We start from the raw sequence: 25,086 nt of genomic DNA, 5'->3' as shown, positions 1-25,086 counted from the left end.
ATCGGTACGTATACATGCTCCACCCTGCAACGTACCGGTCAGTAACATGATAGCTCAATCCCGCCCATTTGGCCAGCGCTACGCCTTCGTCGTGGTTGGCGTGATCTTCCTCTGCCTGCTGGTCGCGGCCGGCTTGCGCTCGGCGCCCGCCGTCATGATGCTGCCGCTGGAGAACAGTTTCGGCTGGCGGCGCGACGTCATCTCGCTGGCCGCCGGTGTCGGCATTCTGCTTTACGGTCTCACGGGGCCATTTGCCGCAGCCTTGATGGAGCGCATCGGACTGCGCCGCACGCTGCTGGCCTCGTTGGTGGTAATGTCGGGCTCTACCGCGCTCAGCCTGCTGATGACCAAGCCCTGGCACCTGTTCGTCACCTGGGGCGTGTTCTCGGGCATTGGTTCCGGCGCTGTCGCCAGCGTGCTTGGCGCCACCATCGTCAATCGCTGGTTCAAGACCAATCGCGGTCTCGTCATGGGATTGATGTCGGCCTCCAGCGCCTCCGGCATGCTGGTGTTCCTGCCGCTGATCGCCGCGTTGGCGCAGTCGGGCGGCTGGCAGCCGGTCGTCATTGCGGTCGCGATCGCCACCGCTGCCCTGATACCGCTGGTCTGGCTGCTGGTGCCGGAGCGGCCGGCTTCGATCGGCATGGTGCGCTACGGCGCCGAGGCCGACGACGTGCCGCCGACATCGCCCGCGTCGCAAGGCAATTTCCTCGCGCACACGCTCAACACGCTGCGCCGCGCCGCCGGCACAAGGGTGTTCTGGTATCTGTTCGCCACCTTCTTCGTCTGCGGCTTCACCACCAACGGCCTGGTCGGCACCCATCTGATCGCGTTTTGCGGCGACATGGGCATTGGCGAGGTTCAGGCTGCCGGCCTGCTGTCGATGATGGGCATCTTCGACCTGATCGGCACGACATTGTCGGGCTGGCTTACCGACCGCTACGACCCGCGCAAGCTGCTCGGCGTCTATTACGGCATCCGTGGCCTGTCGCTGATCTATCTGCCCTATTCCGGCTTCTCGGCGACCAGCCTGATCATCTTCGCCGTGCTCTACGGCCTCGACTGGATCGCCACCGTGCCGCCGACGCTGAGGCTTGCCAATGAGGCGTTCGGCGATCGCAGCGGGCCGATCGTGTTCGGCTGGATCGTCGCCGGCCACCAGATCGGTGCGGCCACCGCCGCCGCCTTTGGTGGCACCATGCGCGAGTTGCAGGGCAATTACGAACTGGCCTTCCTGATTGCCGGCATGACGGCGATTGCCGCGGCGTGTATCTCGCTGCTGATCAATACCAGCCGTCCCGCCTTCGATCCCGAGCCCCAGGCCGCCTAGCCGGGGCCGGCCTTGCCGGTGCGTTGTCAGAAAAACTTCATCATCCCGAGATGCGCCTGAAACATTGACACTGGACCTTGGTGGCACCGTTCAAGCCATCCAGGAGACAGCCGTGAACAAGCTCTCGATGACCCGCCGCGCCTTCGTCACCTCCGCCAGCGCCGCCGGCCTGGTTGGCGTCTCGAGCCTGGCGCTGCCTTATTATTCGCGCGCCAGTCAGCGGCCGGCCTTCACCCATGGCGTCCAGTCAGGCGATGTCGACGCAACCAGCGGCATGGTGTGGACGCGCACCGACCGCCCGTCGCGCGTCATGTTCGAGGTGTCGTCGACTGAGAATTTCGCCAATGCGACACGCCTGGCACCGCTCGATACCTCGCCGGCCAGCGACTACACGGTCAAGCGGCTGCTCACCGACCTCGCTTCCGATCAGGATATCTTCTACCGCATGACAGCTGCCGATCTTGCCGACATCAACGCCGTTTCCGAGCCGATCACCGGCCGCTTCAGGACGGCGCCGGCTTCGAAGCGCGACATCCGCTTTGCCTGGTCGGGCGACACAGCCGGCCAGGGCTGGGGCATCGACGAGACCGGCATGAAGACCTACGCCACGATCGGCAAGCACACGCCCGACTTCTTCCTGCATTCGGGCGACACCATCTATGCCGACGGCGCGATGAAGGACGAGGTCGACCTGCCCGGCGGCGGCAAGTGGAAGAACGTCGTGCTGATCGACGGCAAGCGCAAGGTCGCCGAGACGCTGGATGAGTACCGGGACCAGTGGAAATACAACATGATGGACAGGAACGTGCTCGGCCTGAGCGCCATCTGCCCGACCTTCTACCAGTGGGACGACCACGAGGTGCTGAACAACTGGTCGGATTCGAAGGATCTCAGCGCCGACAATCGCTACACGGAGAAATCCATCCACGTGCTGGCGGCGCGTGCGGCGCGCGCCTTCCATGAAATGACGACGATCCGCTACGAACCCTCGGAGCCCGGCCGCGTCTATCGCAAGATCGCCTATGGGCCGCTGCTCGACGTGTTCTTCCTCGACATGCGCTCCTATCGCGGGCCCAACGGTCCGGACATGCAAGATGAGATGACGCCGCAATCGCGCATGCTGGGCGAACAGCAGACGAAATGGCTGAAGCGCGAACTGGCGAATTCGAAGGCGACCTGGAAAATCATCGCCGCCGACATGCCGCTCGGCCTCGTCGTCTGGGACGACGGTACCAAGAAGGTCGGCGCCGAAGCGATCAGCAATGGCGATAATAGCCTGCCAAAAGGGCGCGAGCTCGAGATCGCCGACCTGCTGCGCTTCATCAAGAATGCCGGCATCAGCAACACCGTCTGGCTGACCGCCGACGTGCATTACACGGCCGCGCACTACTACAACCCGGACAAGGCGCAGTTCCAGGAGTTCAACCCGTTCTGGGAATTCGTCTCAGGCCCGATCCACGCCGGCACGTTCGGTCCCAACGATTTCGACATGACGTTCGGCCCGGAGTTGAAGTTCATCAAGGCGCCGAGCGCCGAGCAAGGCCAGAACCTACCGCCATCGGCTGGCCTGCAATTCTTCGGGCTGGTCGATATCAACGGCGCCAGCGAGCAGATGACCGTGCGGCTGATGGACCGCGACGACCACGAGCTCTACAAGGTCACGCTTGACCCGGTGCGGTCGGCGTAAGCGCGGTCGGTTGGAAAAGCGTGTCGCGCGCGCCATGCGCGCGGCATCTTAGTCCGGATAGCAGACCATCGGAATGTTCGGCCACACGGCACTGTCGCAGTTGGCGCTGACCTGCCGCTGCTTGAAGGCGGCGCTGACCGGGCCGGTCACCATCGGGTCGACGCCATCGGGTGCATCGGCAAAGGTCTGTTCGGCCGTCTGCGTGTCGGACTGCGCAACGGGGCGCGCCTCGCGCAGCGACGCGGCCGACTGGGCGGCGTTGGCCGCCAGCAGGACGGCGAAGGCTGCAGACGCGATGAGCGGCCAGAATCGGTTGAGTTTATCGGTCATGACGTTCGAACTGCCCGGGCCCCGAAAGGTTCCCGCCTTGGTTAACAAAATCATCTCACACGCAGATGCTTAAGATTTGATGAGTATTTGGTGTCGCGCTTCCTCTTTCGCAACTGCGAAAAACCCTGTATGAGCCGCGCAACCGAAAGAGGCAGCGCCTTTTGGCCTGCTGCCTGCAACGCTTCCGAGACCAGAACATGAAAATCCGCAATATCGCGATCATCGCGCACGTCGACCATGGAAAAACCACCCTTGTCGACCAATTGCTCCGGCAATCCGGCTCCTTTCGCGACAATCAGCGCGTCGCCGAGCGCGCCATGGATTCCAACGACCTCGAAAAGGAACGCGGCATCACCATCCTTGCCAAGGCGACCTCGGTCGACTGGAAGGATACCCGCATCAATATCGTCGACACTCCCGGCCACGCCGATTTCGGGGGCGAGGTCGAGCGCATCCTGTCGATGGTCGATTCGGCCATCGTGCTGGTCGACGCCGCCGAAGGGCCGATGCCGCAGACCAAGTTCGTCGTCGGCAAGGCGCTCAAGGTCGGCCTGAAGCCGATCGTCGTCATCAACAAGATCGACCGTCCGGACGCCCGCCATGTCGAGGTGGTCAACGAAGTGTTCGACCTGTTTGCGGCGCTCGACGCCACCGACGAGCAGCTCGACTTCCCGATTCTGTACGGTTCAGGCCGTGACGGCTGGGTTTCAGAAAATCCGGAAGGCCCCAAGGATCAGGGCCTGGCGCCGCTGTTCGACCTGGTCATCAAGCATGTGCCGGCGCCGACCGTGCATCCCGGCCCGTTCCGCATGATCGGCACCATCCTGGAAGCCAACCCGTTCCTAGGCCGCATCATCACCGGCCGCATCGAGTCAGGCACGCTGAAGTCCAACCAGCCGGTCAAGGTGCTGCACCATGACGGCACGCTGGTCGAAACCGGCCGTATTTCCAAGATCCTCGCTTTCCGCGGCCTCGAACGCCAGCCGATCGAAGAAGCCCAGGCGGGCGACATCGTCGCCATTGCCGGCCTCTCGAAAGGCACCGTCGCCGACACGTTCTGCGATCCGGCGGTGAGCGAGCCGCTGCATGCGCAGCCGATCGATCCGCCGACCGTGACCATGTCGTTCCTGGTCAACGATTCGCCGCTGGCCGGCACCGAAGGCGACAAGGTGACCAGCCGCGTTATCCGCGACCGTCTGCTGCGCGAGGCCGAAGGCAATGTCGCGCTGAAGATCGAGGAGTCACCGGACAAGGATTCGTTCTTCGTCTCCGGCCGGGGCGAATTGCAGCTGGCCGTGCTGATCGAAACGATGCGCCGCGAAGGCTTTGAAATCGCCGTGTCGCGTCCGCGCGTCGTCATGCAGAAGGGCGAAAATGGCGACCTGCTCGAGCCGGTCGAGGAAGTCGTCATCGACGTCGATGAGGAACATGCCGGCATCGTCGTGCAGAAGATGTCGGAGCGCAAAGCCGAGATGGTCGAGCTGCGTCCGTCCGGCGGCAACCGCCAGCGCATCGTCTTCCACGCGCCGACGCGCGGCCTGATCGGCTACCAGTCGGAACTGTTGACCGACACGCGCGGCACCGCCGTGATGAACCGGCTGTTCCATGCCTATGAGCCCTACAAGGGCGAATTGCCGGGCCGCACCAACGGCGTGCTGATCTCCAACGAGCAGGGCGAGGCGGTGGCCTACGCCATGTGGAACCTGGAAGACCGCGGTCCGATGGTCATCGATCCCGGCGTCAAGGTCTATCAGGGCATGATCATCGGCATCCATTCCAGAGACAACGATCTCGAAGTGAACGTGCTCAAGGGCAAGAAGCTGACCAACATCCGCGCCGCCGGCAAGGACGAGGCGGTCAAGCTGACGCCGCCGATCCGCATGACGCTGGAGAAGGCCTTGGCCTGGATCCAGGACGACGAACTGGTCGAGGTGACGCCGAAGACAATCCGTCTGCGCAAGCTCTATCTCGACCCCAACGAGCGCAAGCGCTTCGAGAAGTCGGCCAAGGCGGTCGGCGCGGCGTAAGTTCGCCATTTTTCCAACAACCGAGAGGGGCGGAGCAAACCAGTGCTCCGCCCCTTTTCGTTCATCCACCGGCAGCCGAGATGATGGTCTGCCGATCGGCCTCGCCGGACAGATCGATGCGGATCGTTGTGCCCTCGCGGGCCGGCTTGCGCAGGGCCTTCGCCCCGTCCCGGCCAAGGATCAGCAATCGTTTATCCTCCAGCGCCTGAAGCCGTGATCGCGAGATGCCGAGTTCGCCGGCGAGCAGCCGGTCGAGCCGCAGCGATATCGGCATTTCGAGCCCAAGCTGGAGTTCCAACATAGTTGCGGTTTCCCTGGTGTCGCCGAGCCTGCGCTTGTGAACGGCGACATCGGGGAATTCCTCGACGCGCCCCACTTGATTTCGCAGCGCGATGACGTTGAAAGCATAACGCCGGGCGAGCGCCGGATCGTTGCTTTCCAGTGCTTGCAGCAGCGTCGGGTCGATGTCGCGGCGGTTGCAGCGCTCGAAAATGCCGAGATTCCAGGAAGTGTCGCAGTCGAGGCAGCGATAGATCAGCCACACGTCGATGCGCTTGCCGTTGGCGTTGACGCGGAATTTTCCGCTGCTGCAATAGGCTTTTACAGTGCCGCAGCGATTGCAGTTGATGAGCGGTCGAGGTGGGGTTTTGGGTACGATCGCCCAGTGGATACGTAGAAGTCCAGACATGCCGATAAGCCCTTCCCGTCGGGAAGTTCATCAGGTCGGCGATGTCGAGATGCCCATGCGGGCGCGGCGTGGCGGTCGCTTGCTATGATCGGAAATCAGATGTCACGGGCGGCAGCGCGCGACAACGGTTCAGCAGTGCCAAACCGGTCTCGAACCGCCGCCCAGAAGAACACATGAACATGAAAACAGACACCACGAATGCGGTGTCATGCCTTGTGTCGGGGGAGTTGACGAGACCGGTGGCTACGTAGGCAAAGTGAAGCTCAAAATTGTTTCGCGGCGGCCTTTCTAGCCGCGAGATACCGGACCGACAAGCGCCTTTTTGTCGGTGCTACCGCAGCCGAGCCACTTGCGCTAATGTCTGATATCGAAGGTTTTCAACAGAGACCCCGGCCATGCACCTCACCTCGCTCCTCATCTTCGCCGCCGCCTTGTTCGTTGCCGCCGGTTCACCCGGTCCGTCGATCGCGGCGCTCGTCGCGCGCGTCATCTCGAAGGGGTTTCGCGACGTATTCCCGTTCCTGCTTGCCATGTGGATCGGCGAGGGGATCTGGCTGTCGCTGGCGGTGTTCGGGCTGGCCGTCGTGGCACAGACCTTCCATTTCGCTTTCGTCATCGTGAAATGGGTCGGCGTTGCCTACCTCGCCTACCTCGCCTGGAAGATGTGGACCGCCCCTGTCGATGCGAAAGAAGGCGAGATGCCGCGCGAGGATTCTCCGGCAAAGCTGTTCTTCGCCGGCATGGCGGTGACACTCGGCAACCCCAAGATCATGATGTTCTACCTGGCGCTGCTGCCGACCATCATCGACCTCGCTTCGGTCAGCATCGTCGGCTGGGTCGAGCTGACGGCGACCATGGCTGTGGTGCTGGTCGCCATCGATCTCGCCTGGGTGCTCGCTGCATCACAGGCGCGCAAGCTCCTGAAGAGCAGGCGCGCCATGAAGATCGCCAACCGCGTTAGCGCCACGACGATGGCCGGTGCGGCAGCGGCCATCGCGGCGCGGTCCTGAGCCGAAGCGTCAACCCATCATATTGATGATCGGCGCGATCTCGACGTTGCAGTTCGGCTCCGCCAGGATCGGACAGTCCCTGGCCTTGCTGGCAGCGTCGTCGATGTCCCTGGCCTCGATGATCGAGTAGCCGCCGGTCGGGTTGCTGCCGCCATTGTTCTCGATCTTGCCACCGGGCAAGACGCTCTTCGACAGGCCAACCGGGTTGCCGCGGTCGACCACGGCCGAACCAAGCTTTGCGAACCAGCCTGTCCAGGCGTCCGTCATCGCCTTGCGTTCCACCTCGGTCGTCGGCATCTTGCCCGAGCCGTGATAGACGTAGAGAAACTGTGCCATGTTCTCCTCCCTTGATGAGCGGCATCGAACCGGCATGCGGTCACGCCGCCTGCCGATCATCGGACCAAACCGGCAAACAAGCAACGAGAATGCGAAATTGCTAATATAACAGCGGCCTGGCCCCAGCCGCCGAACTTCACCGCGCCATGGCGTGGTATTCGTCGTTCGGCCGCATGTCGATCGCCGCGGCCACCCGGTTCGACATGTTGAAGAAGGCCGCGGTCGAGGCTATGTCCCAAATGTCGCGGTCGGTGAAGCCGGCCTTGCGAAGTGTCGCCCGGTCAGCCTCGACGATCTTCGCCGGTTCTTCCGTCAGCTTGGCGGCGAATTCGAGCATCGCCGCCTGCTTCGGCGAAAGATCGGCGGCGCGGAAATTCATCACCATCATCTCGCTAAGCGCCGGGTCGCCGGACAGCTGACGCACCGCCGCGCCATGCGCGGTCAGGCAATAATAGCAATGGTTGATCGAGGAGACGGCGACCGCGATCATCTCGCGTTCCAGCTTCGACAGGCCGGAATCACCCAGCATCAAATCGTTGTACATGTCGGTGAAGGCACGCAGCTTCTTGTCGTCGAAGGCGTAGGCGCGCAGCACGTTGGGAACCAGGCCGAGCTTCTCCTCGCATTTGGCGAAATAGGCTTTTGTCGCCTCGCTGAGCTCCGCCTGGCCAAGGTCAAGCGCGGTGATTTTGCCGGTCATGGGTCATTTCTCCTCGTTGCGCGGCATCTTGTCGCCGAATTCCGATATTTCTTTGCAAGCCGTCAAACCTTTGTCGCCAAACAGCGGTCATCTGCTACCATAGTCGTAAAAGCATTGACGGGAGGGAAGTGCGTCATGGCCAGCGTGAAATCCGCGAGCAAGCCGAAGAAAAAAGCCACGGCAGCGACAAAAGCGGAGGAAAGGCCAGCCAGGCTTGCCGACTATCTGCTCGCCCGCGCGCCGGCTGAAGACATCGCCACCTATGAAGCGGCCGACCTCGAACGCGCCGCCGATCTCGCTGGCAAGGCGATTGCCGTTCACAAAAAAGGCGAGTGCGTCGTCGCCGTCGATGCCGATTCCGGCGTTGTGCGAGACGGCCGCCCGGTGACAATTATCACGGTCGTCAACGACAACATGCCGTTCCTGTTCGATTCCATCCTCGGCGAGATCACCGAGACATCAGGCGAACCGACCCTGGTCACCCATCCGGTCATCGTGGTGCGCCACGGCAAAGGCGGTGTGGACGAAATCCTCGGCGACGGCAATTTCGCCAAGGACGACGGCAGCCACGACCGGTTGAGCGTCATCCATGTCCACATCCCGCGGCTGACCGCCGAGCAGGCGAACGGATTGACCGAGCGGCTGCGCAAGATGCTCGGCCAGGTTCACGCCGCCGTCAACGACTGGAAGCCGATGCTGGCCCGCCTCGATCAGGCGATCTCGGAGTTCCGCTATTCGGCGGTACCGCTCGACAAGAAGAGCGTTGCCGAGGCGATCGCCTTCCTCGAGTGGCTGCGCGACGACAATTTCACCTTCCTCGGCATGCGCGAATTCAAATACACCGGCGGCGAGGAAAGCGGCACGCTGGAGCGCGCCGACAAGCCCGGTCTCGGCATCCTGTCCGATCCCGACGTGCTGGTGCTGAGGCGCGGCACCGAAGCGGTGACGACGACGCCCGAAATCCGCGCCTTCCTGCATGGGCCGGAGCCGTTGATCGTCACCAAGGCCAATGCCAAGTCGTCCGTGCATCGCCGCATCTATCTCGATTACATCGGCGTCAAGACCTACACCGCCAAGGGCGCGCTCGCGGGCGAATTGCGCATGGTCGGCCTGTTCACCTCGACCGCCTACACGCGCTCGGTGATGAAGATCCCGTATCTGAGGTCCAAGGCCGAAACCATCATCGCCAAGTCCGGCTTCGACCGGCACGATCACTCCGGCAAGGCGCTGATCAACGTCTTGGAGAGCTATCCGCGCGACGAATTGTTCCAGGTGCCGGTGCCGATCCTGAGGAAGCATGCCGCCGCCATTCTCGGCCTGGTCGAGCGGCCGCGGGTGCGGGCGCTGGTGCGCGCCGACCAGTTCGACCGCTTCGTCTCGATCCTCGTCTTCGTGCCGCGCGACCGTTACGACAGCGTCGTGCGCGAGAAGATAGGCTTCTATCTGAAGACCGTATTCCAAGGCCGGCTGTCGGCCTACTACCCGGCCTTCCCCGAAGGTGGGCTGGCGCGCGTGCATTTCATCATCGGCCGCTCCGGCGGCAAGACGCCGAAGGTCGAGCAAGCGACGATCGAGGCGGCGATCCGCGACATCGTACGCACCTGGGAGGACGCCCTTTCCGATGCGGCGGAGGCCAGTGGCGCCGACCAGGCGTTGAAGAGCATTGCCGCGCGGCTGCCGGAAAGCTATCGCGATTCGTTCAGCGCGGCGGTGGCGCTGGCCGATGCCGGGCGCATCGCCAAGATCAGCGCCGGCAATCCGATCGCCATCGACTATTATCGCCATGCCGAGCAGAAGCCGCACCAGGCGGCGCTGAAGATCTATCACCACGGCAGTCCGGTGGCGCTGTCGCGTCGGGTGCCGGTGCTGGAAAACATCGGGTTCCGCGTCATCAGCGAACGCACTTTCGCGGTCGGCGACGACCAGTCCGGCATGATCAATAGGGATCAGCCCGGCATGGTCTTCATCCACGACATGGAGCTGGAAAACAGCTACGGCAAGCCGATCGACCTTGCCGATGGCGGCGCGCTGTTCGAGGACGCATTCCTGTCCGTCTGGCGCGGCGACGTCGACAATGACGGCTATAACGGCCTTGCCCAGACCGCCGGGCTGTGGTCCGGCGAGATCACCATCCTGCGCGCCTATGGCCGCTATCTGCAGCAGGTTGGCATTCCGCAAAGCCAGGACTTCATCGCCGCCGTGCTCAACCGCTATCCCGACATCGCGCGCGGCCTGCATGCGCTGTTCATCTCCCGGCTTGGCCCGACAGCCGAGACCGAAGGTGTGGTGGCGGCAAAACACCTCAAGGCCAAGATCAAGGACGCGCTGGAGGATGTGCCGAATATCGACGACGACACCATCATTCGCCGCTACCTCAACCTGATCGAAGCCTCGCTGCGCACCAATCATTTCGTTGCCGATACGAAAGAGAAAGGCCAGTCGCTGGCGATCAAGCTCGATTCGCACGCGGTCGAGGGATTGCCGGCGCCGCGGCCGTGGCGGGAGATCTTCGTCTACGGCTCCGAGGTCGAAGGCCTGCATCTGCGCTTCGGCCCGGTGGCGCGCGGCGGCCTGCGCTGGTCGGACCGCGCCCAGGACTACCGCACCGAGGTGCTCGGCCTGGTCAAGGCGCAGCAGGTCAAGAATGCCGTCATCGTGCCGGTCGGCGCCAAGGGCGGCTTCTTCCCCAAGCGCCTGCCGGCAGGCGGCACCCGCGATGCGATCTTCGAGGCCGGCACGTCGGCCTACAAGAACTTCGTCTCCAGCCTGCTGTCTATCACCGACAATATCGGCCTCGACGGCGTCATCCCGCCGGCCGGTGTCGTGCGCCGCGACCCGGACGATCCATATTTCGTCGTTGCCGCCGACAAGGGCACGGCGACCTTCTCCGACACCGCCAACGCGATCAGCGAGAAGCATGGGTTCTGGCTCGACGACGCCTTCGCCAGCGGCGGCTCGGCCGGTTACGATCACAAGAAGATGGGCATCACCGCCAAGGGCGCCTGGGAAGCGGTCAAGCGGCATTTCCGCGAGATCAATCGCGACATCCAGACGTCGTCCTTCACCGTCGTCGGTGTCGGCGACATGTCCGGCGACGTGTTCGGCAACGGCATGCTTTTGTCGCCGAAGACCAGGCTGATCGCCGCCTTCGACCATCGCGACATCTTCATCGATCCCGATCCCGACATGGCGGCGTCGATGGCCGAGCGCGAGCGCATGTTCGCGCTGCCTCGCTCGAGCTGGCAGGATTATGACAAGACGAAACTGTCGGAAGGCGGCATCATCGTCTCGCGCAACCAGAAGTCGATCACCTTGCCGGCGGCAGCTGCGGCGGCGATCGGCTTGGCCAAGACCACCGCCACGCCGGTCGAGATCATGACCGCGATCCTCAAGGCGCCGGTCGATCTTCTCTGGTTCGGCGGTATCGGCACGTATTTGCGGGCATCCACCGAGACCAACGCCGAAGTCGGCGACCGCGCCAACGATGCCATCCGCATCACCGCGCTCGACGTGCGCGCCAAGGTCATCGGCGAGGGCGCCAATCTCGGCGTCACGCAGCGGGCACGCATCGAGTTCGGCATGAATGGCGGCCGCTGCAACTCCGACGCCATCGACAATTCGGGCGGCGTCAACTGCTCCGACGTCGAGGTCAACATCAAGATCGCGCTGGCCTCCGCCATGCGCAAGGGATCGTTGACGCGCCCGGCACGCAACAAGCTGCTGGCCGAGATGACCGAGGAGGTCGGCTCGCTGGTTCTGTCCAACAATTACCAGCAGACGCTGGCGCTTTCGATCGCCCGCAAGCGCGGCCTCGCCGACATCGCGCACCAGAGCCGCTTCATGACGGCGCTGGAGGCGCGCGGCCTGCTCGACCGCGCCGTCGAGACGCTGCCGTCGCCGGCAGCGCTTGCCGAGCGCGAAGCGCGCGGCGAGCCGCTGACCAGAGCCGAGCTCGGCGTGTTGCTCGCCTATGCCAAGATCGTGCTGTTTTCCGACATCGTCGCCAGCGACGTACCGGACGACGCGCATTTCGACCGCGACCTGATGGGCTATTTTCCCGACCGGATGGCGAAGAAATACGCCGCCGAGATCCATGGCCACAGGCTGCGCCGCGAGATCATCACGCGGGTCGTCGCCAACGATCTTGTCAATCGCGGCGGCCCATCCTTCGTCAACCGGTTGCAGGAAGCCACGGGGCGCACCGCCGCCGACGTCGTGCGTACCTTCGCGGTGGTGCGCGACGGGTTTGCCTTGCCAGCGCTCTATCGCGAGATCGACGCGCTCGACAACCAGATCGACGGTCAGGTGCAGCTCGATCTCTATCAGATGGTCAGCCGGCTGATCTATGTGACCAGCGGCTGGTATCTGAAGAACGATGCCGGCACGGCACCCCTTGGCCAGCGCATCACTGAGCTGCTGGAAGCCCGCAAGGCGCTGGATCCCAGGCTCGTTTCGCTGCTGCCGGCCTTCTCGCGTGAGCGGATCGAGGAGAAGCGGCACGGGCTGTTCAAGGCCGGCGCGCCGGAAAAGCTGGCCGAACAGCTGGCGCTGAGCGAGGTGGCGGAACTCATCCCCGACATCGCGCTGACGGCGCGCACCGCCGGCGCCGACATCGTCGCCGCGGCCAAGGCGTTCTTCGCGGTCAGTGATGCCTTCCGCATCCCGCGTGTCGAGGACGCGGCACGCTCGATCACGCCGTCGGATTATTACGACCAGCTGGCGCTTTCGCGCGCGACCGACACGATCGGCGCCGCACGGCGTGGCATCGCGGTGGCGGCACTCACCGGCCACGCCAAGACGGCCGATCCGGTGGCCGCCTGGCTGGAAGCCGGCGGCGAGCGCGTGGCGCGCATCCGCGAGCGGCTGCAGGCGCTGACCGAGGGTGGCGACATCACCGTGTCGCGGCTGTCTGTCGCATCGGGGCTGATGAGCGATCTGACGGGGATGTGAGTGATTCGTTTGACGAGGTTGGCTCTGCCCGTTCGGTTGGGTGAGAAGCATCAACCGTGGTCGTTTGCATGCGCACGGGAAAACATGCAGACATGATGCCAACCGCCAGCGTTACGAAGGCGATCGGAGGGGATATGACCGAGGTAGCAGTGCAGCGTGCGTCTGGACGCGGCATCTGGGGATGGATGTTCTTCGATTGGGCAGCGCAGCCGTTCTTCACGGTCGTTACCACCTTCATCTTCGGGCCGTATTTCGTTTCGCGCATGGCAAGCGATCCAGTCACGGGCCAAATCGTCTGGGGTTATGGTATCGCGGCGGCCGGGTTGGCCATCGCCGTGCTGTCGCCGATCCTCGGCTCGATTGCCGATCAGACCGGGCCGCGCAAGCCGTGGATCGCATTCTTTGCCGCCATCAAGATCACCAGCCTTTGCCTGCTGTGGTTCGCCACCCCCGGTTCGAACCTGTTTCTGGTCGTGGCGTTGTTTTCGCTGGCATCGGTCGCGGCGGAATTCTCGACCGTGTTCAACGATTCGATGATGCCGCGCCTGGTGCCGAAGAGCGAAATCGGCAGGATTTCCAATGTTGCCTGGGGTCTCGGCTATCTCGGCGGCATGATTGCGCTGATCTTCGTCATTACATGCATGGCCGGCATCCCCGAAACCGGCAAGACGATCATCGGCATCGACCCGCTCTTCGGGCTCGACCCGAAGCTCGGCGAGGACGCCAGGGCCACCGGGCCGCTGTCAGCCGGCTGGTATTTCCTGTTCATCCTGCCGATGTTCTTTTTTACCCCCGATGCCCTCAAGGGCCTGCCGATCGGCCCGGCGGTGCGAGAGGGGTTGGCGGAGCTGAAAGTAACACTGGGTGAGGTGCGCAAGCGCAGCGGTATCTTCCGCTTCCTCGTCGCCCGCATGATCTATCAGGACGGCGTCAACGCGCTGCTTACGCAAGGCGCCGTATTTGCCGCGGCGATGTTCGGCTGGTCGATCACCGAGGTCGGCTTGTTCGGCATCATCCTCAACGTGGTAGCCATCTTCGGCTGCTGGATCGCCGCTTACCTTGATACCCGCCTAGGCTCCAAGGCGGTGGTGCTGATCTCGCTGGGAATGTTGACGATCGCGACCATCGGCATCATCTCGACCGGGCTCGGCTATACGCTGTTCGGCGCATTGCCGCTTTCCATTGCCGATTCGGGCGGCCTGTTCGGCACGGCGGCCGAGAAGGCATACATCCTCTACGGCCTGTTGATCGGGCTGGCCTTCGGGCCGGTTCAGGCGTCGTCGCGATCCTATATGGCGCGGAGCGTCACCGCGGCAGAATCCGGCCGCTATTTCGGCATCTATGCGCTGGCCGGCAGGGCAACCAGTTTCCTGGCGCCGTTCCTGTTTTCAACGATCTCCTTTGCCACGGGCTCGACGCGGCTCGGCATGGCGGTGATCATCCTGTTTCTCGGTGTCGGCATGGCGATCCTGATCAAGACGCCGTATCCGGCGGATCGGCCGGCGGAATAGCTTACCCTCCCCCTTGTAGGGAGGGTCGATCCGCGGAGCGGGGTAGGGGGCGGCGCTGCCCCCACCCTGTCTCTTGAATTTTGCTTCGCAAAAATCGTTCAACGACCCTCCCCGCGGGAGGAGGGTAAGGGGCCTCAATGCCGGAAATGCCTCACGCCGGTAAACACCATGGCGATGCCGTGCTCGTCGGCGGCGGCGATGACGTCCTTGTCGTTCATCGAACCGCCGGGCTGGATGACAGCGGTGGCGCCGGCGGCGATCGCCGACAGCAACCCGTCGGCGAAGGGGAAGAAGGCGTCGGAGGCGACGACCGAACCCTTGGTCAGCGGTTCGGCAAGGCCCGCGGCCTCGGCCGCGTCGAGCGCCTTGCGGGCGGCGATGCGTGAGGAATCGACCCTGCTCATCTGGCCGGCGCCGATGCCGACGGTTGCGCCGTCCTTAACGTAGACGATGGCGTTGGACTTGACGTGCTTGGCGATGCGGAAGGCGAATCTCAGGTCGGCCATTTCGGCCGGCGTTGGCGCGCGCTTCGTCACCACCTTCAGCTCGAGGTCATCGACCACGGCATTGTCCCGGCCCTGGACGAGCAGACCGCCGGCGACGGATTTGACCGTCGTGCCAGGCGTGCGCGGATCTGGCAGGCCGCCGGTGACCAGCAGGCGCAGGTTCTTCTTTGCCGCGACGACTGCCGCTGCCTCGTCGGTCGCGCCGGGCGCGATGATCACCTCGGTGAAGGTCTTGACGATCTCTTCCGCCGCCTCGGCGTCGAGGACGCGATTCACAGCGATGATACCGCCGAAGGCCGAGACCGGATCGCAGGCGAGCGCCTTGGCGTAGGCTGCCTTCAGCGAGGTGTCTTCAGCAACGCCGCAAGGGTTGGCGTGCTTGATGATGGCGACGGCGGCGGAGCGCGCCGGATCGAATTCACCGACCAGTTCGAAGGCAGCGTCGGTGTCGTTGATGTTGTTGTAGGACAGCTGCTTGCCCTGCAGCTGGCGCGCCGTGGCGACGCCCGGCCGCTTGTCGCCATTGACGTAGAAGCCGGCGCTCTGATGCGGGTTCTCGCCGTAGCGCATCACTTCGACCAGCCTGCCGCCAAAGGCGCGCCATGTCGGATGTTCGATCTCGAGCGCCTCGGCGAACCAGCCGGAGATCGCCGCGTCATAGGTAGCGGTGCGGGCAAAGGCCTTGGCCGCCAGCTTCTTGCGGAAATCCAGCGACAGCGAGCCGATGTTCATCGCCAGCGCATTCAGCACCGAGGCGTAGTCGCCGGGATCGGTGACGATGGCGACATAGGCGTGGTTCTTGGCCGAAGCGCGGATCATCGCTGGCCCGCCAATGTCGATGTTCTCGACGATCGATGCGTAGTCGGCGCCGGAGCGGCGAACCTCCTCGAACGGATAGAGATTGGAGACGACGAGATCGATCGGCTCGATGCCGTATTTGCGCATTGCCGCGGAATGCTCCGGATCGTCGCGCACGCCAAGCAGCGCGCCATGCACGCTGGGATGCAAGGTCTTGACGCGACCATCCATGATCTCGGGGAAACCGGTGAGCTCGGAGACATCGCGCACCGCCAGGCCCGCCTCGGTGATCGCCTTTGCCGTGCCGCCGGTCGAGACCAGCTCGACACCGGCTGCTGCCAGCGCTTTGGCGAAATCAATGAGGCCGGTCTTGTCGAAGACGGACAGCAGGGCGCGACGCACGGGGACGAGATCAGGTGCGGGAATGTTCTTGGCGGCGACGGCCATGGGCTGGCGGCCTTTCACGGCTAAGCATGATGCCGAAAAGTTGCGGACTTTTCGGATAAACATCATGCGACAAAACAAAAAGCCGGAGAGGAATTCGCGTTTCGACTTGAACGCATTCCGCTCTGGTGTGGTGGATGCCCGCGCCCGTAGCACATGCCGCCCGGAAATCAAACCGGCGGTCAGGTAAGCTCAGTTGTTTTCCGGGTAACCGGCGATGCTGGTGCGCGTCAGCTGCCAGTGGACTTCGGCGACTTCCGAGGCCTTGAAGGCAAGCACGATCTGGCGGCTGCGGCGCGGGCCGCCAAGGCCGGCGAAATAAATCGATTCCTCGACCTCCGGCACCACTTCGGCTGCTGTGAACACCCAGGTGTCGGCCTGATCGGCGGCCAGCACCAGGCGATCATGCTCGTCCTGTAAAAGGTTGATGTCGGGGTGGACGTGGAAACGGATGGTGACGAAGTCGCGGCCGTTGTTGCGGATCGCCGCATTGCCGGGCCGCTGGAAACGGTCCCTGCCGGCCAGCACATTGCCGTTCGACGACAGTTTCAGCTCGCGCTCATGCAGGAAGCCGAAGCGCGGGACATAGCCGTCATGGCGGGCGATGAACCCCTGAACGCCCTTCTGGTCGGTGCGCTTGCACTGCACATGCTGCGGGCCGCCGATCAGCGGCGAACCGAGCAGGTCGTTGACGCGCAGCGAATGGCTGAAGCGTGCCGACGAGGTGTCGTTGATGGTGGCGGTCGAGTGCGCCGCGGTGGCGCGCGCCAGCGGTCGGAATTCAGCCGCGCCATAGGTGTCGATGCCGGCATTGACGATGTAGTGCTGTCGGCCGGACGACAGTTCGAAGGCGAGGCAGCTGGCGTGTGCTGCGTTGGACACGTCGACCGGCGGCGGCAGGCCGGTATCGGCAATGACGGTGGTGCCGCCCATCGACAGGCGCTCATAGCCGGAATGCGGCGCATGCAGCAGGGGCGCGCCGGCGGTATCGTCATGGCGCAGGATGGTGGCGATGCGGTCGTGGATGGTGGCGCCCATGCCGTTGAATCGGGCGAGGCTGCCGTCCTGATGGCGGAAGAAGCGCAGCGCCGGCAGCATGCGGTCGATGGCGCCGATCAGCGCCTGCGGCGGCGTTTCCGCCTGGTTGGCATAGGTCTGGCGCAGCGGCAGAAGGTCGGCGAGGATTTCCAGGACGACCATCGGATTGCGCGAAATGTGCCCGCCGTCGGCGAGGATCTGGCGGTCGAGTTCCTCGGCCAGGTTGCGGGTTGCGCCGCGCAGCGCCGATGCCGGCGCCGGCAGGGACAGAGCGGCAAAGGCAAGCGCGATGCGGGCACGCAGCTTGTCCTTGCCGTCGGGCATTTCACGCGCCATCGACCGGAGGTAGCGGATCTGAACGGCAACCGACTTCAGGAAGGCGCGGTAGAAGGGGAACTCGGCGCCCTGTAGCACGACGGAGGAGTGCTGCAGCCAGGCGATGATGCGCTTGGCCGTGGTGCCGGGCTCCCAGGCGACGCCGGAAATATGGCTGCCATGCATGGCGATCCAGTCGGAGACCAGGGCGCGGGCATTGGCGGCGGCAAGCTCGGTGCCGGCGGCGCGCATATGGCGTAGCCAGCGAAAGCCGTGCAGCGTCTTCTGCCAGCCGTGATTGGGCACGTTGATCTGGAACGGCGACTTGCCGCCGGTCTCGACCAGATGCCCCGACAGGGGATAGCGGCCGTAGTAGATCTCGAGCGCGATCTGCGGGTCGGCGAGGCGCAGGTCCGGCGGTGCGATCAGCACACGTTCCGGCGTGCGGCCGGAATAGCGCCAGCGATAGACCGGCCCGGCACGCAGGCGCCGGCGCGTTTTGCGCCAGAACTCCTTCGCGACAAGCGTCCACAGACGCGTCGTGCTGCTGGCAGCAAGTGCCAAAACCCCTCCTGATCGTCCACTACCCCGGCGCCGAGTTTACATGATTGCACGACTCGTGCGAAGGCGAATTCCATGGACGGCGCCGGTTCACCCGGTTTTGCCGCCGACTCTCCCTAAAAAAAACAGCAAATCCAGGTAGTTAAATGAAAGCGCGTCGCGCCCGACCGGTCTGACGCAGCGCGCTTTGGTTTTCTGTTATGCATGTCGTCGTCCCGAAACCGCTGCGCACTTTTGGGCGACATGCATTTAGCCGGCTCGACGCATGCGAGCGGCGAAGAAGCCATCGAGGCCCGAGCGCTCCGGTGCGCCGAGGTCAAGGTCGGCGGGTGTGGTGCGCAGCGTGCCTTGCGGCGTCAGGAACGGATCGATGCCGGCGATCTCGCCTTGCTGTACCGGATCGTTGGCTATTTCAGCGGCGCCAGCCAAGAAGGCGCGATAGAGATCCTCGCCTTCGAGCGGATCGAGCGAACAGTTGGAGAAGACGATCCTGCCGCCGGGTTTCACCAGAGTGACAGCGCGGGCGAGCAGCCTGCGTTGCAGGTCGGCGAGTTTTTCGACATCGGCCGCCGTCTTGGTCCATGGCACGTCCGGATGCCGGCGCACCGTGCCGGTCGACGAGCAGGGCGCATCGAGGAGAACGGCGTCGAACAATTCCTTCGGTTCGTATTTGAGCAGGTCGGCCTGGACGATCTCGGCGGACAGGCCGAGGCGGTCGAGATTCTGCGTCAGCCGCACCAGCCGGTTCTTCGAGGTGTCGACAGCGGTGACCTTGGCGCCGGCGAGAATGAGCTGCGCGGTCTTGCCGCCGGGGGCGGCGCAGAGATCGGCAATGTGCAAGCCCCTGACATCGCCGAACAGCCGTGCAGGCAGACTGGCCGCGGCGTCCTGGACCCACCAGGCGCCGTCGGCAAAGCCTGGCAGTTCGGTGACCGGCCCAACGAGATTCTCCACCCGGACCGTGCCAGTCGGCAGGACGATGCCGCCGAGCTTTTCGGCCCAAAGCTCGGGATCGGCCTTGACCGAAAAGTCTACCGGCGCCTCGACGCGGTGGGCTTCCAGGATCTGCCTTGCCTTCTCGGTGCCATAGGTGGCCTTCAGCCGGTCGGAAAACCATTTTGGCGCTTCGTCGGTGGCGGCAAGGGCGGCAGGCAGTTCCGTTTCCTTGGCGCGCGCCAAGGTGCGCAGTACGCCATTGACCAGGCCGGAGAAACGCACTGTGCGCGGATCGGACTTGGCGTGGGTCACGGCCAGGTCGACTGCGGCGCTGTCGGGAATGTCGAGGAACAGGATCTGTGCCGCCGCCACATGCAATATGTGCGACAAAGCGGTGGCGTTGGGCGGCAGCGGCTTCTCCAGGCGCCGCGCCAGCAGCCCTGATATGGTCATGCGATAGCGCAGCGCTGTAACCAGAATGGCGCGGACAAGGCCGCGATCGCGCAGGTCGAGCGCCTTGTATTGCGGGTGGCCGTTTTCGTGATCGGTCAGGCCGTCGAGCGGTGTCCTGGCGTCGATGACGGCGGCAAGCAGGCGTGCCGCCGCCTTGCGGGCGGCAAGGCCGGCAACGAAGTCGCCGCCGTCCCTGTGTTCCTGATCGCCTGAACCCGTGCGTCGAGGTCCTCTGTCCGCCACGCTCACGACCACCGGCCCTTGGGTCCGGTCGGGTTGCGGCCCCACGGGTTGGATTTCGGCTTGGCGGGCTCCGCAGGCTGCTTGGGCCGTGCTGCCTGATCCCACGGGCCTGACGGCCGCTGTTCGTCCGCCTGCCGTGGTGGTGCCGGGGTCTGGCGCTGAGCTTGAGTTTCGCTCCCTCCCATCTGCTGTGCCATCGCCTGCAGGGCAGCGATGCGGTTGTCGGTGCTCGGGTGGGTGGAAAACAGACTGTCCATGCGCTCGCCGGAAAGAGGATTGATGATGAAGAGATGCGCGGTTGCCGGATTGCGCTCGGCATCGGGGTTGCGGATGCGTTCGGCGCCGCGGGCGATCTTGTCAAGGGCGGAAGCCAGCCAGAGCGGGTGTCCACAGATTTCGGCGCCGCGCCGGTCGGCCTCATATTCGCGGGTGCGGCTGACCGCCATCTGCACGACCATGGCGGCAAAGGGCGCCACAATCATCGCGACCAGCACGCCGACAATGCCGAACGGATTGTTTTCACGATTGCCGCCGAAGAAGAAGGCGAAATTGCCGAGCATCGAGATAGCGCCGGCAAAGGTGGCGACGATCGTCATGGTCAGCGTGTCGCGATGCTGCACATGGGCGAGTTCGTGCGCCATGACAGCGGCGACCTCTTCAGGCGTCAGTGCCTGCAACAGGCCGGTAGAGGCAGCCACTGCCGCGTTCTGCGGATTGCGGCCGGTGGCGAAGGCATTCGGCTGCGGGTTGTCGATCAGATAGGTCTTCGGCATCGGCAGGCCGGCCTGTTTGGCCATTGTCTGGACGATGGCGTAATATTCGGGCGCGTTCCCTTCGTCGACCTCGACGGCACGGTTCATCGACAGCACCATCTTGTCGGCGTTCCAGTAGCTGAACAGGTTGGTGCCGGCAGCGATCAGCAGGGCGATCATCATGCCACCGGTTCCGCCGATCAAGAAGCCGACGCCCATGAACAGCGCCGTCATCGCGGCAAGAAGCATGGCGGTGCGAAGCGTGTTCATCGTCTGCTCCTGTCCAACTGGTGGTGAAAGGGGGTCGATCCGTGTGCGTTCATCGCTATATGATGGGAAACGCCTGGTCCTGTTTCAATCCGCCGGAAATATCGCATGAACGACGAAACCAGTAAAATCGATGCCGACCTTGGCCATGATGTCGAGCCAAAGGCGCTGACGCCGCAAGCCAGACGGGCGCTCGCGGAAGCCGAGGCAAGACGCGTGAAATATCTGGAGAAGGAAGCAGCCGCGCCGAAGGAGATCGGCGGCCGTGGCGGCAAGGAGCCCGGCCGCTATGGCGACTGGGAGGTGAAGGGCCTGACCAGCGACTTCTAAGGGATGTTGATATTCAGGTGATGCTGGCCTGAAAGCGTTGGTTTCCTGCGCTTCCGGTGCTCACGTCCTTCAAGTGCGCTCCGCTCCGGTTCTCGGAAACCGTCTTGTTTGGTCGCTACGCGCCCGTCTTCGACTCCGACTCGGCCTGACCTGAATCTCAATACACCCTTGGCTAGGCGGCGCTGCGCTGCGGCTCAAGCGCGATCCAGCCGTTTTCGTCGAGGGTGATGCCGATCCCCTCGTAACCTCCTATCGCGGCGTGCTGGCTTTGCCGCGCATGCTTGTGCGTGGCGTTGATGATCATGACCGCCGCGCCCGCCGCCTCGGCTGCCGTGATGCCGGCTGGAGCATCCTCGAACACGAGGCAGTCGCGCGCATCGAAGCCGAGCCGTTCCGCGCCAAGCCGGAAGCAATCGGGCGCCGGCTTGCCGCGGGAAACATCTTCCGCCGCGACGATGACGGCCGGGACAGGGATGCCGGCAGCCTGCATGCGCAACAGCGCCAGTTCGCGCGGCGCGGAGGTGACGATCGCCCAGCGCTCGGGGGGCAGCGAATTGAGAAACGCGGCTGCGCCGGCGATCTGGAGAATGCCATCCAGATCGGCCGCCTCGGCCTTCAGCAGCAGGTCGGCCTCGTGCGCCGGGTCGACGCCTGGAAGTGCCAGGCCGGTGATGGTCTCGATCGCCCGCACGCCGTGGATCGTCGGCAGGAAGGCGGCGACGTCGAGGCCCTGGCGGCGTGCCCAATCGCTCCACACCCGTTCCGCCGAGGCGATGGAATTGATGAGCGTGCCGTCCATATCGAAGAGGAAGGCCGCGAATTTTCTGCCTGAATACATGGTTTTCCTTGAGTCCGGGGGAGCGCTTGTGGCGTTCCCGAACCTAACGTCTTGGCCACGGCAGGGGAAGACACGGGCCGGGCTTTTCGATCGGCCCAGGGAACCATGGCCAGTCTTTTCGCGTTTGAGCAAAACTGTTTTCCACGACGACCGAAGGGGGACTGCGATGCTGATCCGGCTCGGCTACGAAATCGCCATTGAATGCACCGAGGCCACCCCCGTGATTTCGTTGCTCGAAGTCCACAAGGACCGCCAGGCCGACATCAAGCGGCAGACGCGCGTGCTGACCTCGCCTTCGGTGCCAACCAAGCTCTACCACGATCTGCATGGCAATGCCTGCCGCCGCTTCACGGCGCCCGCCGGTGGTTTTCGTATCCTGTATGACGCGGTCGTCGAGGACAGCGGCGAAACGGACGAGGTCAACACACTGGCCAGTGAAGTGCCGGTGGCGGACCTGCCCGACGAGGTGCTTTTCTATCTCCTGGGCAGCCGCTATTGCGAGACGGATCATCTGAGCGGCCTGGCCTGGCAGCTCTTCGGCCATCTTCCGCCCGGCTGGGCGCGCGTGCAGGCGATCGTCGACTATGTCCACAACCGGCTGTCGTTCGGCTATGGCTATGCACGGTCGACCCGCACCGCAGCGCAGGCGCATGAGGAGCGGGTCGGCGTCTGTCGCGACTTTGCCCATCTTGCGATCACGCTGTGCCGCTGCATGAACATTCCCGCGCGCTATGTGAACGGCTATCTCGGTGATATCGGCGTGCCGGTCGATCCGGCGCCGATGGATTTCTCGGCTTGGCTGGAAGTGTTCCTCGACGGCAAATGGTACACGTTCGATGCCCGCCACAACACGCCGAGGACCGGCCGCGTCGTCATCGCGCGCGGCCGTGACGCCACCGACGTGCCGCTGCTGCACAGCTTCGGCCCGCATCGGCTCGGCCTGTTCAAGGTGTGGACCTACGAACAGGAAGGCAATCTGTTCAACCCGCCCTATCACGGCATCGACAGGACGGCCAGCGCACGGATGCTGGCCTAGAGCTTTTCGCAGCCGGATTCTGATCCGCTTCGAGACACTGCATCCTTCGAGCCTCTGTGCCGGATCGGGACCCGGATCGACATGCCGTCGATCATGGTAAGCGCTTCGTAAACGAAGTCGCTTCCTTGAATTTCCGTTTACCTATTGTTTACCTTACATCCTTCGTAACCCAAGCAAAAACAACAGTTTGATTGCCTGATCCCGGGCTGCGCGGAAGCGACCGCGCAATCCGGCCGGATTCCTGCATTGGCCTTTCCACGGCGACGAGGCCGAGGCGAGCGGAGGCTGTAGGATGCGGAATTACGGGGGTCTTGTTCACGCGGTCGGTGGGTTCGCCAGGGATCGCGGTGGAAATTTCGCAGTCCTGTTCGGCCTTGCTGCCTCGGTCTTGGCGCTGGGCGTTGGCTTTTCCGTCAACGTCTCTCAGCTGTACAATGCCAGATCGAGCCTGCAGGGCGTGGTCGATGCCGCCGTGACATCGACCGCACGCGACCTGACGACCGGCGCCATCAAGGAGGCCGATGCCAACAAATCGGTTCAGGCCTTTCTCGATGCCAACAGCACGGCGGGCATCCTGCAGGTCGACCAGATCGTGCTCGACAGACTGACGGTCAACAGTACCGCCAAGACGGTCCAAGCCGACGCCCATGTCGATGTCGCGCTGTATTTCCCGATTTTTGGCACGGGTGACATGAAACGCGTCACCGCTTCCACAACGGCGCTCTATTCGGACAAGACCGTCGAAGTGGCGATGATGCTAGACATAACAGGATCGATGGCGAAGCGGGGCAAGGTCGACAAGATCGGCGATCTGAAAGCAGCTGCAAGAAACGCCGTTCAGACGATGCTCCAGAACCAGGATCCGAAGAACCCCCGCATCCGCGTCGCGATTGTACCCTACGCATCTGGCGTGAACGCCGGCAAGCTGGCGGAAAACGTCTATGCCGAGAACCAAGGGAGCTCTGAGCTGCCACCGGTCGCCGGCAGTTCGCTTCTCGTCGCCAAGACGGGCAAAGATTTGCTGCCGTCCTTCAGCGACTACATCTCCATTGTTGGCGCGGCGATGCCACACCCCGATAATTGCACGACGGAGCGCAAGGACAAAAACGGTGATGCGGATTTGAGCGCCGACGGCCCAGAGACGGTTCGCACGGACAGGACCGGCAAGAAATATTATGCCCTGGTCAACCGGGATGATCATCTCAGTGGTGGGGGAATGAACAGGTGCCCTGATGCGGAAGTGATCCCGCTGACCGCGAATTCCGATGCATTGATTGATTCGATCGACGACTTCCAGGCCGACGGTTATACGGCCGGCGCGATCGCCATTCAGTGGACCTATTATATGCTGTCGCCGCAATGGCGCGCCGCGATCGAGAATGCCGGTCTCGGCAAAGGCGCCTCGGATGCCAATGCGAAGAAGATCGCCAAGGTTGCGATCCTGATGACCGATGGCCAGTTCAATACTGCCTTCGCCGGTGCGGGGGGCAGCTACAACAGCCAGGGCAACCTTGCGCGCGGCAACGCCGAAACGCTGTGCGGCAACATGAAGAATGACGGCATCGAGATTTTCACCATCGGCTTCGATCTGAACGACAAGGACATGTCGGCGACCGAGCGGGACCAGGCAAAGGCGGTGCTGAAGGACTGTTCGTCGAAGGACGTGTCCACCAACAGGCATTACTTCGAGGTATCCACCGGAGTAGAATTGAACGACGCCTTTCAGGAAATCATCCGCAACACCGAAAAGGTCGTCCTGACCCAGTAATCCGCAAAAAGGAAAAGGCCGCCGCTTCTTGCGAAGCCGGCGGCCTTCCGTGTTTCCGTCCGTGGCGCGGCCCTATGGCGGCGACCTCAAGAGGTCACCCGCCGCGCATCTCGCGCCTTAACGGGAAGACTGCTTCCCGAAAGTGCAATCCGCTGAGGCCACGTTCTGGAAAACGAAATCACTCGACATCGGATCACCTCCTTTCGATTTGTTGAACACACGGAGATGATGG

General features: G+C 63.7%; 18 protein-coding genes. 9 read left to right on the top strand and 9 right to left on the bottom strand.

Features of this window, described 5'->3' with window-relative positions; translation table 11 throughout:
- Positions 1-46 precede the first annotated feature (46 nt).
- Both EJ076_RS02670 and EJ076_RS02665 read left to right on the top strand, forming a co-directional pair.
- Entirely contained in the window at positions 47-1,330 is a 1,284-nt protein-coding gene (locus EJ076_RS02670; RefSeq protein WP_109664290.1) for an MFS transporter, read from the top strand.
- Between the two features lie 112 nt (positions 1,331-1,442).
- A complete protein-coding gene (locus EJ076_RS02665) occupies positions 1,443-3,017 on the top strand; it encodes an alkaline phosphatase (protein WP_126066814.1) in 1,575 nt (524 codons plus the stop codon).
- 48 nt (positions 3,018-3,065) lie between these two features.
- Here EJ076_RS02665 and EJ076_RS02660 read toward each other — a convergent pair whose 3' ends face one another.
- Positions 3,066-3,347, bottom strand: a complete 282-nt coding sequence (locus EJ076_RS02660; RefSeq protein ID WP_245462948.1) for a hypothetical protein — start codon at positions 3,345-3,347, stop codon at positions 3,066-3,068.
- Between the two features lie 197 nt (positions 3,348-3,544).
- Here EJ076_RS02660 and typA point away from each other — a divergent pair, with 197 nt between their 5' ends.
- Positions 3,545-5,374, top strand: a complete 1,830-nt coding sequence (gene typA / locus EJ076_RS02655) for a translational GTPase TypA (RefSeq protein WP_109664297.1) — start codon at positions 3,545-3,547, stop codon at positions 5,372-5,374.
- Positions 5,375-5,435: 61 nt separating this feature from the next.
- Here the strand turns inward: typA and EJ076_RS02650 are convergent, their stop codons facing one another.
- Positions 5,436-6,062 (bottom strand): DUF1062 domain-containing protein, encoded by a 627-nt coding sequence (locus tag EJ076_RS02650; RefSeq protein ID WP_126066812.1) that lies wholly within the window; start codon positions 6,060-6,062, stop codon positions 5,436-5,438.
- 395 nt (positions 6,063-6,457) lie between these two features.
- Here EJ076_RS02650 and EJ076_RS02645 point away from each other — a divergent pair, with 395 nt between their 5' ends.
- Complete coding sequence (locus EJ076_RS02645) at positions 6,458-7,072, top strand: LysE family translocator (protein ID WP_126066811.1); 615 nt, start codon at positions 6,458-6,460, stop codon at positions 7,070-7,072.
- 9 nt (positions 7,073-7,081) lie between these two features.
- Here the strand turns inward: EJ076_RS02645 and EJ076_RS02640 are convergent, their stop codons facing one another.
- Both EJ076_RS02640 and EJ076_RS02635 read right to left on the bottom strand, forming a co-directional pair.
- A complete protein-coding gene (locus EJ076_RS02640; protein WP_126066810.1) occupies positions 7,082-7,408 on the bottom strand; it encodes a hypothetical protein in 327 nt (108 codons plus the stop codon).
- A 136-nt stretch (positions 7,409-7,544) separates the two neighbouring features.
- Complete coding sequence (locus EJ076_RS02635; protein ID WP_126066809.1) at positions 7,545-8,108, bottom strand: peroxidase-related enzyme; 564 nt, start codon at positions 8,106-8,108, stop codon at positions 7,545-7,547.
- A 135-nt stretch (positions 8,109-8,243) separates the two neighbouring features.
- Here EJ076_RS02635 and EJ076_RS02630 point away from each other — a divergent pair, with 135 nt between their 5' ends.
- Both EJ076_RS02630 and EJ076_RS02625 read left to right on the top strand, forming a co-directional pair.
- Positions 8,244-13,058, top strand: a complete 4,815-nt coding sequence (locus EJ076_RS02630; protein WP_126066808.1) for an NAD-glutamate dehydrogenase — start codon at positions 8,244-8,246, stop codon at positions 13,056-13,058.
- Between the two features lie 134 nt (positions 13,059-13,192).
- Positions 13,193-14,569, top strand: a complete 1,377-nt coding sequence (locus tag EJ076_RS02625) for an MFS transporter (protein WP_109664316.1) — start codon at positions 13,193-13,195, stop codon at positions 14,567-14,569.
- A 134-nt stretch (positions 14,570-14,703) separates the two neighbouring features.
- On the opposite strand, the gene purH is transcribed toward EJ076_RS02625, so the two are convergent.
- From purH to htpX, 4 genes are all read right to left on the bottom strand, one after another.
- The gene (gene purH, locus EJ076_RS02620; protein ID WP_109664319.1) at positions 14,704-16,320 is read right to left on the bottom strand and encodes a bifunctional phosphoribosylaminoimidazolecarboxamide formyltransferase/IMP cyclohydrolase; all 1,617 of its coding nucleotides are present in this window, start codon (positions 16,318-16,320) and stop codon (positions 14,704-14,706) included.
- Positions 16,321-16,509: 189 nt separating this feature from the next.
- The gene (locus EJ076_RS02615) at positions 16,510-18,234 is read right to left on the bottom strand and encodes a heparinase II/III family protein (protein ID WP_109664328.1); all 1,725 of its coding nucleotides are present in this window, start codon (positions 18,232-18,234) and stop codon (positions 16,510-16,512) included.
- Positions 18,235-18,480: 246 nt separating this feature from the next.
- Positions 18,481-19,869, bottom strand: coding sequence for an RsmB/NOP family class I SAM-dependent RNA methyltransferase (locus EJ076_RS02610; RefSeq protein ID WP_245462947.1), 1,389 nt, complete (start codon positions 19,867-19,869; stop codon positions 18,481-18,483).
- The gene (gene htpX / locus EJ076_RS02605; protein ID WP_126066806.1) at positions 19,866-20,885 is read right to left on the bottom strand and encodes a zinc metalloprotease HtpX; all 1,020 of its coding nucleotides are present in this window, start codon (positions 20,883-20,885) and stop codon (positions 19,866-19,868) included. Before htpX ends, EJ076_RS02610 begins: the two co-directional genes overlap by 4 nt.
- 105 nt (positions 20,886-20,990) lie before the next feature.
- Here htpX and EJ076_RS02600 point away from each other — a divergent pair, with 105 nt between their 5' ends.
- On the top strand, positions 20,991-21,212 hold the full coding sequence (locus EJ076_RS02600; protein WP_109664342.1) for a DUF1674 domain-containing protein: 222 nt from the start codon (positions 20,991-20,993) through the stop codon (positions 21,210-21,212).
- A 172-nt stretch (positions 21,213-21,384) separates the two neighbouring features.
- Here the strand turns inward: EJ076_RS02600 and EJ076_RS02595 are convergent, their stop codons facing one another.
- Positions 21,385-22,050 (bottom strand): HAD-IA family hydrolase, encoded by a 666-nt coding sequence (locus tag EJ076_RS02595; protein ID WP_126066805.1) that lies wholly within the window; start codon positions 22,048-22,050, stop codon positions 21,385-21,387.
- Positions 22,051-22,216: 166 nt separating this feature from the next.
- Between EJ076_RS02595 and EJ076_RS02590 the strand changes: the two genes are divergently transcribed.
- A complete protein-coding gene (locus EJ076_RS02590) occupies positions 22,217-23,086 on the top strand; it encodes a transglutaminase family protein (protein WP_109664351.1) in 870 nt (289 codons plus the stop codon).
- A 292-nt stretch (positions 23,087-23,378) separates the two neighbouring features.
- Positions 23,379-24,854, top strand: coding sequence for a pilus assembly protein (locus EJ076_RS02585; protein WP_126066804.1), 1,476 nt, complete (start codon positions 23,379-23,381; stop codon positions 24,852-24,854).
- The last annotated feature ends 232 nt before the right edge of the window (positions 24,855-25,086 follow it).

It is taken from the genome of Mesorhizobium sp. M7D.F.Ca.US.005.01.1.1, assembly GCF_003952545.1.
Taxonomy (GTDB): Bacteria; Pseudomonadota; Alphaproteobacteria; order Rhizobiales; family Rhizobiaceae; genus Mesorhizobium; species Mesorhizobium loti.
This window is presented reverse-complemented; position numbering and strand designations above follow the sequence as displayed.

Bases quoted from the DNA above. Each gene is read 5' to 3' on its own strand.
- purH (WP_109664319.1), bottom strand. From the start codon at position 16,320: ATGGCCGTCGCCGCCAAGAACATTCCCGCACCTGATCTCGTCCCCGTG.
- EJ076_RS02645 (WP_126066811.1), top strand. From the start codon at position 6,458: ATGCACCTCACCTCGCTCCTCATCTTCGCCGCCGCCTTGTTCGTTGCC.
- EJ076_RS02670 (WP_109664290.1), top strand. From the start codon at position 47: ATGATAGCTCAATCCCGCCCATTTGGCCAGCGCTACGCCTTCGTCGTG.
- EJ076_RS02590 (WP_109664351.1), top strand. From the start codon at position 22,217: ATGCTGATCCGGCTCGGCTACGAAATCGCCATTGAATGCACCGAGGCC.
- htpX (WP_126066806.1), bottom strand. From the start codon at position 20,885: ATGAACACGCTTCGCACCGCCATGCTTCTTGCCGCGATGACGGCGCTG.
- EJ076_RS02650 (WP_126066812.1), bottom strand. From the start codon at position 6,062: ATGTCTGGACTTCTACGTATCCACTGGGCGATCGTACCCAAAACCCCA.
- EJ076_RS02630 (WP_126066808.1), top strand. From the start codon at position 8,244: ATGGCCAGCGTGAAATCCGCGAGCAAGCCGAAGAAAAAAGCCACGGCA.
- EJ076_RS02660 (WP_245462948.1), bottom strand. From the start codon at position 3,347: ATGACCGATAAACTCAACCGATTCTGGCCGCTCATCGCGTCTGCAGCC.
- EJ076_RS02600 (WP_109664342.1), top strand. From the start codon at position 20,991: ATGAACGACGAAACCAGTAAAATCGATGCCGACCTTGGCCATGATGTC.
- EJ076_RS02625 (WP_109664316.1), top strand. From the start codon at position 13,193: ATGACCGAGGTAGCAGTGCAGCGTGCGTCTGGACGCGGCATCTGGGGA.
- EJ076_RS02595 (WP_126066805.1), bottom strand. From the start codon at position 22,050: ATGTATTCAGGCAGAAAATTCGCGGCCTTCCTCTTCGATATGGACGGC.
- EJ076_RS02635 (WP_126066809.1), bottom strand. From the start codon at position 8,108: ATGACCGGCAAAATCACCGCGCTTGACCTTGGCCAGGCGGAGCTCAGC.
- EJ076_RS02640 (WP_126066810.1), bottom strand. From the start codon at position 7,408: ATGGCACAGTTTCTCTACGTCTATCACGGCTCGGGCAAGATGCCGACG.
- EJ076_RS02585 (WP_126066804.1), top strand. From the start codon at position 23,379: ATGCGGAATTACGGGGGTCTTGTTCACGCGGTCGGTGGGTTCGCCAGG.
- typA (WP_109664297.1), top strand. From the start codon at position 3,545: ATGAAAATCCGCAATATCGCGATCATCGCGCACGTCGACCATGGAAAA.